The sequence below is a fragment of the Streptomyces sp. NBC_00310 genome (genome assembly GCF_036208085.1).
Classification (GTDB): Bacteria; Actinomycetota; Actinomycetes; order Streptomycetales; family Streptomycetaceae; genus Streptomyces.
On sequence record NZ_CP130714.1, the window covers coordinates 10,073,104 to 10,087,462 of the forward strand.

A 14,359-nucleotide genomic window follows, 5' to 3' on the forward strand; every position below is an offset into this window, starting at 1 on the left:
GGGACGAACTCGGCCTCGACGCCGGCCCGTCGAAACTGCTGGGGGAGTGGTTCGGCGGGCTGGCGCGCGGTGACGCGGGCCGCTCGTGGATCTCCGGCGCCGAGGTCACCCCCTCCGTCGTCCAGGCCCTCGGTGTCTCCCTGCTGCTGATGGCCGCCGCGCTCCTCGTGGCGACGGCCACGGCCGCGGCGGTCTGCGCCCGCACCCTGTGGCTCGGCGCGCACCGCCGCCTCGACGACCGCAGCGGCGGCGGCAGCGTGGCCGCGATGCTCGCCGCGCTGCCCGAGTTCCTCACCGCGTCCGTGCTGGCCGTCGTCGTCGGGGTGCATCTCGGCTGGCTGCCCGCGCTCGGCTGGTACGGGCCGCGGTGGATGGTGCTGCCCGCCCTCGCCCTCGGTCTGCCCGCCGGCGCGCTGCTCGGCCGCATGCTCGACGACCTGCTGCCCGGCGCCTTCGCCGAGCCCTGGGAACTGGCCGCCGCCGCACGCGGCATACCCGGGCGGGCCACCGCCCGCCAGGCCGTACGCCGCTGTGTACCCGGACTGCTGCCCAACCTCGGCCTGTTCGTCGTCGGCCTCACCGGCGGCGCCGTCACCGTCGAGCAGATATTCGACATCCCCGGCCTCGGCCGCACCACCCTCCAGGCAGCCATCGCCCAGGATCTCCCCGTCCTCCAGGCCGGCACCCTCGCCCTCGTCCTGCTGGCCGCCCTCGCCGGAGCCCTCGCCCGCCTCGCCGCCCGCCAACTCATCGGCCCCGCCCTCCGCGATGGAGCCCTCCACTCCCTGCACCGCCCGAAGCCGCCCGCACCACGCCGCACGCCCCTGCTCCACGGCACCCTGCTGCTCGCGGTCGTCGTGTTTGGCCTGACCCGCGACCCGCTCGCCCTCGACACCGGCGACCGGCTCCGACCCCCGTCCTGGGCCCACCCGTTCGGCACCGACGCGCTCGGCCGCGACCTCCTGGCCCGCATCGGCCACGGGGCGTTCACCACCCTCGCCCTCGCCGTCACGATCAGCGCGGCCGCGCTGCTGACGGGCGTCCTGCTCGGGCTGCTGCCCCGCCTCTGCGGACCCCTCGTCGACACCGTCAACGCCGTACCGGCGGTCCTCGCGGGCCTGCTCGTCGCCGGAGTGGCCGGCAGCGGAGCGGCGACACCCGCGCTGGCCGTGGCCGCCGTCGCCTGGGTGCCGCTCGCCGCGCACACCACGGCCCTGCTCGAACAGGAGCGGGCCACGACACACATCACGGCCACGAAGGGGCTCGGCGCGGGTGGTGCCCATCTGCTCCGCCGCGAACTGCTCCCCGCCGTCCTGCCGCCCGTCGCCCGCCACGCCCTCCTCCGACTGCCCGGCGTGGCCCTCGCCCTGACCTCCCTCGGCTTCCTCGGCCTCGGCGCACAGCCGCCGGACCCGGAATGGGGCCTCCTCCTCGCCGAGAACCAGCCCTACGCCGAGCGCGCCCCCTGGGCCGTCCTCGCCCCCGCCACCGCCCTGGCCGTCCTCGGCGCGCTGGCGGTCACGGCGGCGGGCGGGGTGCGGTGGCCGCGCCGCCGCTTCGCCGGAGCCGTACGCCGACCCGAGCCCGCCGTCGCCACGACCGTCGGAGAGACCGGATGACCGAGCCGACCGAGCGGCGACCGAGCGGGACGCCCCGGCGGCGCTCGGCCGGGGAGACGGCCGCGAGGTGGGCGCCGAGCGAGGAGCGGGAGAGACGAGCGGTGGGTGAAGTGCCCGAGAGGAAGGTCGAGAGGAAGGTGACGAGCAAGGTGCCCGATCAGCAGGCGGCGAACGAGACGCGGGCGGCGCACGAGATGCCGGGGCCGCGGGCGGCGCACGAGATGCCGGAGACGCGGGCGGGGAGCGGGGTGCCGGGGCCGCGTGACGTGCCCGGGGGGTGTGAGGGCAAGCCCTCCCGTCGCGGTACCTGGGCGCGTCTCGATCCGCTGCTTCGCTTGCTGATTCTCACCCAGCTCGCCTTCAACATCGGCTTCTTCGCCGTGCTGCCGTTCCTCGCCGAGCATCTCGGCACGGCGATCGGCATGGCCGGCTGGATGGTCGGTTTCGTGCTCGGGCTGCGGACCTTCAGCCAGCAGGGGCTGTTCGTGGTGGGCGGTGCGCTGGCCGACCGGTACGGCGTACGGCCGGTGGTGCTGGTGGGGTGTGTGCTGCGGATCGCCGGGTTCGCCTGGCTCGGGTACGCGGACGCGGACTGGTCGGTCATCGGGTCCGTTCTGCTGATCGGATTCGCCGCCGCGTTGTTCTCCCCGGCCGTCGAGTCCGAGGTCGCCCGGCAGGCGGTGGTGTGGGAGGAGTCGGGCCGCGGTCCCCGTACGAGCGTGCTGGCGCTGTTCACGGTGGCCGGGCAGGCCGGGGCGTTCGTCGGGCCGCTGATCGGCGCGTTGCTGCTGGCCGTGGACTACCGCGTGGTGTGCCTCGCGGGGGCCGGGGTGTTCGTCCTCGTCCTCGCCGGGCACGTCTGGTTGCTGCCCCAGCACATTCCGGGGCGGGAGCGGGTCGAGGTGAAGGGGGGCCTCGGCGGGCTGCTGCGCAACCGGCGGTTCCTGGCGTTGTGCTGCGCGTACGGGGCGTACCTGCTGGCGTACAACCAGCTGTACCTTCTGCTGCCCGACGAGGTGGAGCGGGCCACGGGGTCGCAGTCGGCGCTGGCCTGGCTGTTCGGGCTGTCCTCGCTGCTCGTCGTGACGGCGCAGCTGCCGGTGACGCGGTGGGTGGCGGAGCGGCTGGATCTGCGTCGGTCGATGACGGTGGGGCTGTTGCTGATAGCCGCCGGGTTCGGGGTGGTGGCCGTGGCGCTGCCCGCCGGGTGGACGGGGGGTGCGGGGCTGTTGCCCGCTGCCGGGTTCGTGGTGTTGCTGACGGTGGGGCAGATGTTGGTGGCTCCGGCCGCGCGGGCGTGGGTGCCGGATCTTGCGGCCGAGGGGCGGCTCGGGCTCTATACCGGGGCGCTGTCGTCCGTTTCGGGGTTGATCGTGTTGGTGGGGAGTGCGGGGGCCGGGGCCTTGATGGACGCGGAGGTGCCGGGGGTTGTGCCGTGGGTGGTGCTCGCGGTGGTTCCGGTTGCCTCGGTGCTGCTTCTGCCGCGACGGCATTCCACTCGGCCGTAGGTGACTTCGCGGGTTTTCCCGCCCCCGCCGCCCCTACCCGTCCCGTCCTCCAGGGGCGCTGCCCCTTCGACCCCCCGGCGCGGGTCCGGTGGGGGCTGGTCGCGCAGTTCCCCGCGCCCCTGAAGGGCCTACGGCCCTTTCGGGCCGAAAAGCACGGGGCGCAGCCCCTGCTTTTCAGGGGCGCGGGGAACTGCGCGACCGGCCCCCACCCACCCGCACCCGACGACGAACCCCTCGGGGTCGAAGGGGCGCGGCCCCTGGAGGACGGGACGGGTAGGGGCGGCGGGGGCGAGAGTAGAGGCCCTCAGGTCATCTGGCGGCGTACCAGCTCATGCAGGCGGCCCGTCGGGTTCGCCAGCAGCTCACCCGGTGCCCCCACCTCCGCCACCTTCCCGTCCTCCATGACCACCACCCGGTCCGCGTCCATGACCGTGGACAGCCGGTGGGCGATGACGATGCGGGTCGCGTTCAACGCCCGCGTGCTCTCGATGACCGTCCGCTGCGTCTCGTTGTCGAGCGCGCTGGTGGCCTCGTCGAAGAAGAGGATGCGGGGGCGGCGGATCAACGCCTGGGCGATCATCAGGCGTTGGCGCTGTCCGCCGGAGATCGCGCCGTTTCCCTGCACGATGGTGTGCAGGCCCATCGGCATGCGCTGGATGTCCTCGGCGAGACCCGCCATCGCGGCCGCCGCCATCGCCTCCTCGGGCGTGAACGGCTCGGTGCCGCAGATGACGTCCAGGATGGAGCCGGTGAACGGCTGGGCGTGCTGGAGGACGACACCGCACTGGCGGCGTACGGCGGACTGGTCCAGGGCGCCCAGGTCCTGGCCGTCGTACAGGACGCTCCCGGAGACCGGCTTGTCGAAGCCGATGAGCAGACGCAGGAGGGTTGATTTCCCACAACCGCTCGGGCCGACGATCGCCACGAACTCGCCGGGCTCGATGGCGAAGGACACGTCGTCCAGCACCAGGGGGCCGTCGTCCGCGTAGCGGAAGGCGAGACGGCGGGCCTCCAGCGCGCCGGACAGCACACCCGGGCGGGTGCTGGCCGTGCGGACCTCCGGGGTCGCCTCCAGCACCGGCTTGATCTCCTCGAAGAGGGGGAGCACGGCGACCGCCGACACGAACGCGCCGGTGAGCTGGGTGACCGAGGTGAGCAGCATCGTCACCGAGGTGTTGAAGGTCAGGAACTCCGCCGCCGACATCGAACCCCGGGCAGGGCCCGCCAGCAGCATGAACATCAGCAGGGTGCAGAGGGGGAGATACACGGTGCCCAGTACCGTGTTGAGGTTCTTGATGCCGCCGACCTTCTGCTGGAGCTCCCGGCTGCGCGCGAACTCGCCCGCCCAGGCCGCGTACGCGTAGTTCTCGGCGGCCGCCACCCGGAGCTTCGGCAGACCCCGCAGGGTCTGGAAGGCCTGGTTGTTCAGTTTGTTGCTCAGCACCACCAGGCGGCGCTGCCAGCGGACCTGCCACAGACCGAGGCCGAGGAACACGGCGGCCACGACCGCCAGCATCCCGATCGCCGCCAGGGCCATCGGGACGCTGTACCAGAGCAGCAGACCGAGGTTCACGGCACCGACGGTCACCGACTGGGCGACCACCGGGCCGACCCCGGCCAGGGTGCGGCGGATCGCGCTGATGCCCATGGCCGCGCTGGCCAGTTCACCCGTCGAGCGGGAGGCGAAGAACTTCGTGGGGAGTCTCAACAGGCGGTCCCAGACCGCCGGTTGGAGGGTCGCCTCGATACGGCCCTCCATGCGGAGGATCGTCAGATTCTGGAGCAGCAGGAACGCGGCCGACACCACACTCGCGAGCATGATCGCCAGGCAGACCTGCACGATCAGGTTCTCCTGCGCCTTCGGCACGTACTCGCCGAGGATCTTGCCCGTCGCGATGGGGACGAGAGAACCGAGCACGACCGTCACCAGGCCACTGAGCAGCAGGCCCGTCATGTCACCGCCGGTGCCGTGGAGGCTCCAGCGCATCAGGCGCAGCGGGGTCGGTACCCGTTCGGGCAGCGGCCGGTAGAACATCACCGCCCGCGGCTCGAACTCCGCCGCGTTCGCCTTCTCGATCGGCGTCTCCCGGCCGGACGACGGCTGCACGGCCACGTATCCGCCGCGCCGCCACAGCAGCGCCACCGGAGCACCGGACAGGGCCCGGTGCCCGACCAGCGGGCCGACGTTCTCCCGCCACCAGCTCCCGGCGAGGCGTACGGCGCGGACGCGGACGCGGGAGGCGAGCGCGATGCGTTCCACCGGGTCGAGCCGGTCGCTCTCGGTGCCGCTCTGCGCGGGCTCGGACAGGGCGATCCCGGCCGTCCGGGCGACGAGTTTGCAGGCCGCGTACGTGGCGTCCGCGTCGGCGGCCGTGGTACGCCGGGACGCGGAGGACTTGCCGATGGACGCCAGCAGTGTGCGGTCGGCCTGGACGCGTACGGCCTCACCGGCCTTGATACCGGCGGCCGTACGGTCCTCGTGGGTGCGCTCCAGCTGCTCGATCCAGCGGTCCAGCGTGGCCAGCAGCCGGTACTGCTGGTCGACCATGCTCTGCCAGACCCCCGGGTCCATCAGCAGATCGGCCGCCGCCTCCGCGCCGTACAGCGAGCCGTACTGGACGCTGCCGGGCGGCACCTGCATCCAGAAGACGTCGTCGTCGGTGGGCGCGGCGGCCTGTTCGGTGGCCATCGGCGCCTGGAAGAGGATGGAGAGGCCGCGGCCGACGCCCAGGGCGAGGGCGTATTCGAGGGGGCTCGTCCGCGGGGGCACCAGCTGGGGGTTGCCCCACGCGTCGTACGACCAGGTCTCGGTGTTCACCTGCTGGTACAGCTCGCGCAGGCCGATGCGCCGGACCACGCAGTCGCGGAGCGGGCGGGCGACCAGCGTGTGCTGGGGCCCGGCGACCGGGCCGAGCAGCAACGAGCCCGCTTCGAGACGGCCCAGGTGGTGCCAGTGGCCCTGCTGCCCGGCGTCGACCGCGAACAGGTCCAGGGCGCCGGAGGCCACCAGCCACAGGGTCTGCGGGCCTTCGAGGTCGAGGCGGGTGTGGCCGGCGCAGTCGAGGGGCGTGCCCATGGCGCCGAGCGCACCGAGGACGAGGTCGCCGTCGGGACCGCCGGGCCCGCCGTGGCCTCCCTGGCCCCCGTGACCGCCCTGGTCCCCATGACCTTCGTGGACGGAGGTCATCTCATTGCTCCCTGACCAGCTGGGCGTACGCGCCGCCGCGTGTCACCAGCTCCTCGTGCCGGCCGCGCTCCACGATCGTGCCGTGCTGCAGGACGACGATCTCGTCGCTGTCGCGGACCGTGCTGAGCCGGTGGGCGATCACCACGCAGGCGCAGCCGCGCTTGCGCAGGTTGTCCATGACGGTCAGCTCGGTCTCCGCGTCGAGCGCGCTGGTCACCTCGTCGAGGACCAGGATGCTGGGCCTGCGGACCAACGCCCGCGCGATCTCCAGGCGTTGCCGCTGACCGCCGGAGAAGTTGCGGCCGTCCTGCTCGACCCGGCTGTTGATACCGCCCGGGCGGCGGGTCACCACGTCGTACAGGGCCGCGTCCCGCAGCGCCTCCACCACGGCCTCGTCCGGGATCGACGGGTCCCACAGGGCCACGTTGTCGCGGACCGTGCCCTCGAAGAGGAAGACCTCCTGGTCGACGAAGGAGACGGAGGCGGCGAGCGCACCCCGGGGGATGTCCTCCAGACGTCGGCCGTCGATACGGATCACGCCCTCCCAAGGGGTGTACAGGCCCGAGATCAGCCTGGACACCGTCGACTTGCCGCTGCCGGAGCCGCCGACCAGCGCCACCTGCCGGCCCGGGCCGACGGTGAGGTCGAAGCCGGTGAGCAGGGGTTTGTCGAGGGGGCTGTAGCCGAAGGTGATGTTCTCCAGCTCGACGTGGCCGTGCAGCCGGCGGGTGGACTCGGCGGCGTCCGGGCGGGCGTACAGCGGGTCCGCCTGGAAGTTCTCGACGTCCTTGAGACGGGCCACGTCGGCCGCGAAGTCCTGGATGCGGCCCGCGACGCCGTTGAGCCGGGTGATCGGCGCGGTGAACCGGGTGACCAGCGCCTGGAAGGCGACCAGGAGGCCGACGGACAGGTGGCCCTCGACCGCGCGCATGCCGCCGATCCAGAGGATGAGCGCGCTGTTGAGCGTGGCGAGGGTCGGGGCGACGACCCCCAGCCAGGCGCTCGGCACCCCGAGCCGCTGCTGCTCCTCCAGCGTGGTGGCGTGCTGCCCGGCCCACTTGCGGAAGTAGCCCTCCTCGCCGCCGGTCGCCTTCATCGTCTCGATCAGCTGGAGGCCGGTGTACGCCGTGTTGGTCAGCCGGGCGTTGTCGGCGCGCAGCTTCGCCGTACGGGTCGCGCGCAGCCGGATCACCACCCGCATCGCCACCACGTTCAGCAGCGCGACCGCGATGCCGACGAAGGTGAGCTGCGGGTCGTACGTGTAGAGGAGTACGGCGTAGAGGACGACGACGACCGCGTCCACCCCGGCCGCCGCGAGATCGCGGGCCAGGGTCTCGGCGACCGCGTCGTTGGACTGGAGCCGCTGGACGAGGTCGGCGGGGCTGCGCTGCGAGAAGAAGGTGACGGGCAGGCGGAGCAGGTGCCGCAGGAAACGGGCGCTGGACAGGGTCGAGGAGATCAGCCGGCCGCGCAGCAGGTTGGCCTGTTGCAGCCAGGTCAGCAGGACCGTCAGCAGCACGCAGGCGCCCATCGACGCGAACAGCACGCCCAGCAGGGAGGTCTGGCCGCCGATCAGGAACATGTCGATGTAGGTGCGGCTCAGCGCGGGTACCGCCGCACCGACCGCCACCAGGAGGAGGCTGGCGAGGACGGCGGCGGGCAGGGTGCCCGAAGTGCCGCGCATCCGGGCGGGCATGGCGCCGAGGACACCGGGCCTGCGGCCGCCCTTCTCGAAGCCGTCGTCCGGCTCCATGACGAGGACGACACCGGTGAAGCTGGAGTCGAAGTCCTCCATCGGCACGAACCGGCGGCCCTTGCCCGGGTCGTTGATGTGGACGCCGCGCCGGCCGAAGCGGCGCCCCATGCCGTCGTAGACGACGTAGTGGTTGAACTCCCAGAAGAGGACGGCCGGCGCCTTCACCTCGGCGAGGGCGGCCACGTCCATCTGCATGCCCTTGGCGGTGAGGCCGTAACTGCGGGCCGCTTTCAGCAGGTTGCTGGCGCGCGAGCCGTCCCGGGAGACACCGCAGGCGATGCGCAGCTCCTCCAGCGGGATGTGCCGTCCGTAGTGGCCGAGGACCATGGCGAGGGAGGCGGCACCGCACTCCACGGCCTCCATCTGCAGGACGGTCGGCGTGCGGACGGTCTTCTGCCGGCCCTTGGGCACCGGGCGCTTCTGCGGGGCGGCCTTGCGTCTGCCGCGCGCGGGTGGCGGGGCGGTGTCCTGGGATGCGGTCACGGGAGCAGCCAATCGATCGGACGCTCGTCGGCCAGCCGGATCGAGCCCGTGGCCATGGTCATGGAGGTCAGCTCGAACGGTGGCCCGTCCTGCGAGGACCACCGGTAGCCCGACTCGGTCGACGCCTTCCGGTCCAGCCGTACGGTGACGGCCACCGGCCGGCCCTTCTTGGTGAACTGCTCGCCCAGCTGGTCGTCACCGAGGAACGCGGCGATCGACTGCGGGGTCTGCGTGGTGCGGTCCACCTTCTTCACATGGCCGCGCAGCACGCCGTACCGCTGGGTGGGGACCGACTGCACGGTCAGGTCGACCTCGGCGTCCTTCGGGATGGAGGCGGCGTTCTCGGCGGGGACGTACACCGTGGCGTAGAGCGGGTCGTCGGCGTCGGCGACCTTCTCGATGGCCGCGACGTCGGCGCCGGTCTGGATGATCTGGCCGATGGTGGCGGCGAGCGCGGAGACCCGGCCGGCCGCGACGGACCGGACGACGGTCTCGCCGTCGGCGGTGGCGACCTTCAGGACGGGGGCCCTGGCGGCCAGTCGCCGGCCCTGCTTCGCGAGTACGGCGGTGACCTGGCCGGCGACCGGGCTCTGCAGCACGTAACTGCCCTGCCCGTGGGTGAGGACGGCGGGCGCGCCGACCGTGGACGCGACGGAACCCGTGACGGCCCACACGGACGCGGCGGCCATGGCGACCACCGTCACGGACAGCACCAGCCAGCCCTGTGGGCGTGCGAAACGCACCGGAAGGTCGAGTTCCTCCGGCGACTGGAGCTTGGCGAGGGCCTGTTGGCGGAACTGCACGGGACTTCCCTCACCTGCGCGACTCGGGACAGCGGACGTTCGGGCACCCGAGAGTCCCGGAACCAGTCAGGCGGTTCCGGGACTCAGCGGCGCCAGGGCTCGATCAGAGACCGGCGACCAGGCTCGTGACCGGGGCGGTGTTCAGACCGGTGACACCCTCGACCGTGCCGACGGCCGTGTTGACCAGGCCGGAGACCGGGGCAATGCCGTCCACCAGGCCGGTGACGGTGCCGACGGCGTTGACCGACAGGCCACCGGAGACGGCGTCGAGGGCGGAGTCCGAGATCTCGGCGGTCTCAACCTGGGGGGTGGAGTTCATGATGGAACTTCCCTTCGTATAGCTATTCATAAGGGGGGAGCGGCCCCCTTCTGGGGACAGAACGACGGCCGCACACGTGGGTAACCACTTCTCGTTTCCGAGAGCTTGGCGGCCCCCGCGGTGCGATGGATCAAAGCAGATCGCCGCCGCGCACATCCAATCAACACGGCCCCTCACCAGGGCACTTGGTGACCATGACGGTTCATTGGTGCAGGCCTGCGCACGCGTTGGGGGCAGCTTCTTCACACGGATCGCGGCATCGTCATAGGTCGTTCATTGCCAGCCGGAAAACGAATTGGACAGTCCCGCCTCAAAGGCGCGGTGCGCGAGTCGCCCTTGTGCAGAACCCCCCTCGGGCGTGACCTCACTGGGCATTCGGTGTGGAGATTCGCTGAAGCCGGTTTCCCGGCCGAAGTGGGGAACAGGCCGCTACCGGCCGGTCGCTGTACGTGGTGTCCCGGGGGTGGGTCGTCGGGCGCCGCCGATTCTCCGTGGGGAGCGCGGGCGGGAAGTCGTGACATGCCCGGCGAACGGGGGGCGTAGCGCACTTTGCGAAATGGAAGATCGAAATCTTTTTGCGGAGCGTTGAACACCCCACCGGAACCATCCGTACCAACTGGCAACCAGGCGCCCCCAGTTCACCCGCCGGACGGCGGCACGGACCCCGTCCCCAGGAGGTCAAGAGTTGAGTCACAAACGAGCCACCAAGCGTAAGGCGTTCATAGCCGCAGGCGGCGTGGCGGCACTCGGAGCGGCGGCGCTCATCCTGCCGAACGCCATGGCGTCGCAGACGGAGTCGAACGAGGCTGCCCCGAAGACGCTCGCCGCGAGTGACGCGCCGGATCTGGCCGCCCAGCTGCAGGAGTTGCTCGGTGACGCGTTCGCAGGCGCGTACTACGACTCGGGCGAGAAGCAGCTCGTCATCAACGTCATCGACGGCCTCGAGATCGACGGCGACGACAACAACGTGATCATCCAGGCCAAGCAGGCCGGCGCGGAGGTCCGTGAGGTCGACAACAGCTGGTCCGAACTCCAGGAAGGCGCGGCGACGCTGAAGGAGCAGGCCAGCGTCCCGGGTACCGCCTGGGCGATCGACCCCCGCACGAACAAGCTCCAGGTCACCGCCGACTCCACGGTCACGGGCGAGAACTGGGACACCATCGAGTCGACCGTCAAGTCGCTCGGCACGGGCATGGCGACCATCAAGAAGTCCGCCGGCACGTTCAAGACCTTCCTGGAGGGCGGCGACGCCATCTTCGGCGGTGGCGCACGCTGCTCGGCCGGCTTCAACGTCGTCAACGCCGAAGGCGCCCCGGCCTTCCTGACCGCCGGTCACTGCGGTGTCGCCGAGGCCGAGTGGTCCGAGGAGGAGGGCGGCGCGCCGATCGCCACGGTCGACGCGGCGACCGCCACGTTCCCCGGCGCCGGTGACTTCGCCCTGGTCAACTACAACGACCCGGCGACGCAGGCGGCCAGCACGGTCGACCTCGGCAACGGCCAGACGGTCAACATCAACGCGGCCGGCGAGGCCGCGGTCGGCCTGCAGGTCTTCCGCATGGGCAGCACCACCGGTCTCGCCGACGGCCAGGTCACCGGCCTCGAAGCCACGGTGAACTACCCCGAGGGCACGGTCACCGGCCTCATCCAGACCGACGTCTGCGCCGAGCCCGGCGACAGCGGCGGCTCGCTGTTCACCGAGGACGGCCAGGCCATCGGTCTGACCTCCGGCGGCAGCGGCGACTGCACCGTCGGCGGCGAGACCTTCTTCCAGCCGGTCACCACCGCCCTCGCGGCGGTCGGCGCGACCCTCGGCGACGCCGGCGCGGGCGCCGGTGAGGAAGCCGCCGGCGGTGCCGGCGACGCCGCGGGCGCGGGCGAAGCGGCCGACGGTGGCGCGGCCGCGGCCGCGGGCGCGGGCGAGGAAGAGGGCGCCGCAGCCGCCGGCGCCGGTGAGGAAGAAGGCGCTGCCGCAGCGGGTGCTGGCGAGGAAGAGGGCGCCGCGGCGGCCGGTGCCGGCGATGCCGCCGGTGCGGGTGACGCGGGTGCCGCTGCCGGTGCCGGTGACGCCGGCGCGGGCCACGAGCAGGGGCAGGGCGTCGACGAGCAGGGTGTCGACGAGCAGGGCGTCGAGCAGTAGGCGCACGCCACCCAAGACCCCAAGACGTGGACGACGGCCCCGGGTTCAGCGGCCACTGACCCCCGGCCGTCGCCCCACGACCCACTTGTCGGCCACACCACAGCGGTTCCGTCCGACAGGTGGAACGGTCCGGCTCTCCGGCGGGAGGGCCGGACCGATTCTCGTTCCGGGACCCGTGGATCCGGGAAGCCGTCGCAGGGGCTCTCAGGCCCAGGACGGGGGCGAATCCCCTCCAGCGGCGCGAGGAGCCACGCGATCAGCCACGACGCACCCGCGGCCGGTGAACGAACCGGCGGCCCCCGGGCTTCACGCTCACCCGGTGCCAGTAGCCCGAAGCAACAGCAACGCCACGTCGTCCGCCCGCTCCTCCGCCGCAGCGATCTCCCGTACGAGACTGTCGGCCAGTTCGTCCAACGGCCGTTCCCCGGCCGTCGACAGCCGCTCCCCGAGATCCGCCAGCGCGTCCTCGATGTCGACGCCGGGCGACTCGATCAGCCCGTCGGTGTACAGCGCCAGCACGGACCCCTCGGTCAGCGCCACCTCGGTCGTCGGATAGGTCGCCGCCGCGTCGATGCCGAGCAGCGGACCGCCCGCGAGGTCGAGCACCCGCACCTTCCCGTCCGGCCGGCGCAGCAACGGCGGCGGATGCCCCGCCCGCGCCATGACGGCCGTTCCGTGCTCCGGGTCCAGCCGCAGATACAGACAACTGGCGAACAGCTCCGAACCCAGGTCGATCAGCAGCCGGTTGGTGCTGCTCATCACCTCCTCCGGCGCCTGCCCCACGGTCGTGTACGCGCGAACCGCCGTACGGATCTGCCCCATCAGACCCGCCGCCGTCACGTTGTGCCCCTGCACGTCGCCGATCACGGCCGAGGCCCGCCCGTGCGAGAGAACCAGGTCGAAGAAGTCGCCGCCGATCTCCATGCCCCGGGTGGCGGGCAGATAGCGGGAGGCCGCCTCGATCCCGGGGATCGACGGCAGCGAGTGCGGCAGCAGCGCCTGCTGCAGCCCGTGCGCCAGCTGGTGCTTGGCGTCGTACAGCAGAGCCCGCTCCAGCGCCTGGGCGATGAGACCGCTGAGGCTGGTCAGCACCGCGCGCTCGTCGGCCGGGAAGGGATGCGGCTCCGCGTACCCCAGGACCCAGGTGCCCACCGGCCGGCCCGAGGCGATCAGCGGGATGTACGCCCAGGCGCCCAGCCCGTCCGGGGTCTCCCGCCGCATCGGATAGAGGTGCTCCAACTGCTGCCGGGACTCGAAGAAGGCGGGCACCCCGGTGGTCAGGGCGTGCGCTCCGGGCATCGGCGCGGTGAGGGGCATCCCGTCGAAGCGTTCCACGAGGTGCGGGTCGGCGTAGCCGCGGTGCCCGAGCACATGCAGGCGCCCGGCACGCGAGCCGAACATCACGAGGGCCTGGCTGCCGATGGCCGGGGCGATCTCGTCGGCGACCAGTTCCACCACGTCCTGCACGCTCACCGCCTCGGTGAGCGCGCTCGCCAGCGCCAGTACGTGGTGGATGGTCACCAGGCGGCCCGGCCCGTCGTCCTCCACCCGCCCGGCACGCTCGGCCTCGGCGACCGCCCGGGCGCGCGAGATCCGTACGCTCAGCCCGTTCGTCCCCGGATACAGGCGGAACGACAGCCAGTCGCTCGGCGGTCTGAGTGCCACGAACGACGTCACGTGCTGGCTCATCAGCGCCGCCCGGTACCGGTCCTCGTACGCGGGATCGTTGAGCCACGGCACGGACACCCAGAGCTGGGTGCCCAGCAGACCGCTCACCGGGATGCCGAGCAGCTCGGCCGTGGCCGCGTTGGCGAAAGTGATCCGTCCGTGCAGATCGAGCGCGCACATCCCGTACGGCAGCCTTGCCACCATCCGCGCCGCCTCCACCGTGCCGAGCGTCCCCGCGACCGTGGTCGCCGACGGCGCCGACAGGTCCGGCTCGGGTCGCACCGGCCGCCCCTCCTCCTCCGCGCGCCGCAGCCGGACCGCGAGTCGGTCGCAGGCCGAGGTGAGATGGTCCCGCTCGCGGTCGCTGAGTTCCGGCGGGTGGGAGCCGGGCCAGGTCAGGAAGACGGCGCCGTAGGTCGTGTCCCGGGTCGCCACCGGCAGCGCGGCCAGGGCGAACGGGTAGGGCAGGACCACGGCGATCCGGGGATAGCGGCGGGCCATCTGCTCCTCGCCGTTGACCCACACCAGCCGCTGCCCCCGTACGGCCTCGGAGACCGGGACCGGCGCGCTCAGCCCCACCCGCTCCCACGGCGCGGCGAACGATCTCGGCAGCCCCGCCATGACCGCCATCTCCAGGACCGGCTCGTCGGGCGCCAGCAGATACACCGCGCCGGAGTGGGCCCCGACGTCGTCCATCATCGCGGCCAGCGCCAGCGACAGCAGGGGATGGCCGACGCGGGACGTCTCGACGGTCGTCCGCCCTCCGGACGCGTGGACGTCGGACATCGCCGACCACCTCCTCGCACGACCGCGCGACAGCCCCAGGGTCAAGGCTCCCCCCTGCGGGCCGCCCGCGCACGGCGAGCGCCGTGCGCGGGC

8 protein-coding genes are annotated in these 14,359 nt (G+C 72.5%); 3 read left to right on the plus strand and 5 right to left on the minus strand.

Annotated features, from left to right (window positions below):
* Nucleotides 1-149: 149 nt before the first annotated feature.
* The gene (locus OG202_RS43970; protein WP_328224791.1) at nt 150-1,619 is read left to right on the plus strand and encodes an ABC transporter permease subunit; all 1,470 of its coding nucleotides are present in this window, start codon (nt 150-152) and stop codon (nt 1,617-1,619) included.
* Nucleotides 1,620-1,840: 221 nt separating this feature from the next.
* Nucleotides 1,841-3,127: an MDR family MFS transporter gene (locus OG202_RS43975; RefSeq protein WP_443052367.1), complete on the plus strand. Its 1,287-nt coding sequence runs from the start codon at nt 1,841-1,843 to the stop codon at nt 3,125-3,127.
* A 304-nt stretch (nt 3,128-3,431) separates the two neighbouring features.
* On the opposite strand, the gene OG202_RS43980 is transcribed toward OG202_RS43975, so the two are convergent.
* The 4 genes from OG202_RS43980 to OG202_RS43995 form a co-directional block, all read right to left on the minus strand.
* Nucleotides 3,432-6,314 carry an NHLP bacteriocin export ABC transporter permease/ATPase subunit gene (locus OG202_RS43980; RefSeq protein ID WP_405961729.1) on the minus strand — a complete coding sequence of 961 codons (2,883 nt, stop codon included), beginning with the start codon at nt 6,312-6,314 and terminating at the stop codon, nt 3,432-3,434.
* Nucleotide 6,315: 1 nt separating this feature from the next.
* The gene (locus OG202_RS43985; RefSeq protein ID WP_327726470.1) at nt 6,316-8,553 is read right to left on the minus strand and encodes an NHLP family bacteriocin export ABC transporter peptidase/permease/ATPase subunit; all 2,238 of its coding nucleotides are present in this window, start codon (nt 8,551-8,553) and stop codon (nt 6,316-6,318) included.
* Entirely contained in the window at nt 8,550-9,356 is an 807-nt protein-coding gene (locus tag OG202_RS43990) for an HlyD family efflux transporter periplasmic adaptor subunit (RefSeq protein WP_327726469.1), read from the minus strand. The genes OG202_RS43985 and OG202_RS43990 overlap by 4 nt, the downstream gene beginning before the upstream one ends.
* Nucleotides 9,357-9,459: 103 nt before the next feature.
* A complete protein-coding gene (locus OG202_RS43995; RefSeq protein ID WP_327726468.1) occupies nt 9,460-9,675 on the minus strand; it encodes a type A2 lantipeptide in 216 nt (71 codons plus the stop codon).
* A 685-nt stretch (nt 9,676-10,360) separates the two neighbouring features.
* On the opposite strand from OG202_RS43995, the gene OG202_RS44000 reads away from it, so the two are divergent.
* A complete protein-coding gene (locus OG202_RS44000; RefSeq protein WP_327726467.1) occupies nt 10,361-11,812 on the plus strand; it encodes a S1 family peptidase in 1,452 nt (483 codons plus the stop codon).
* A 312-nt stretch (nt 11,813-12,124) separates the two neighbouring features.
* On the opposite strand, the gene OG202_RS44005 is transcribed toward OG202_RS44000, so the two are convergent.
* Nucleotides 12,125-14,266 (minus strand): SpoIIE family protein phosphatase, encoded by a 2,142-nt coding sequence (locus OG202_RS44005; RefSeq protein ID WP_327726466.1) that lies wholly within the window; start codon nt 14,264-14,266, stop codon nt 12,125-12,127.
* Nucleotides 14,267-14,359: the final 93 nt, after the last annotated feature.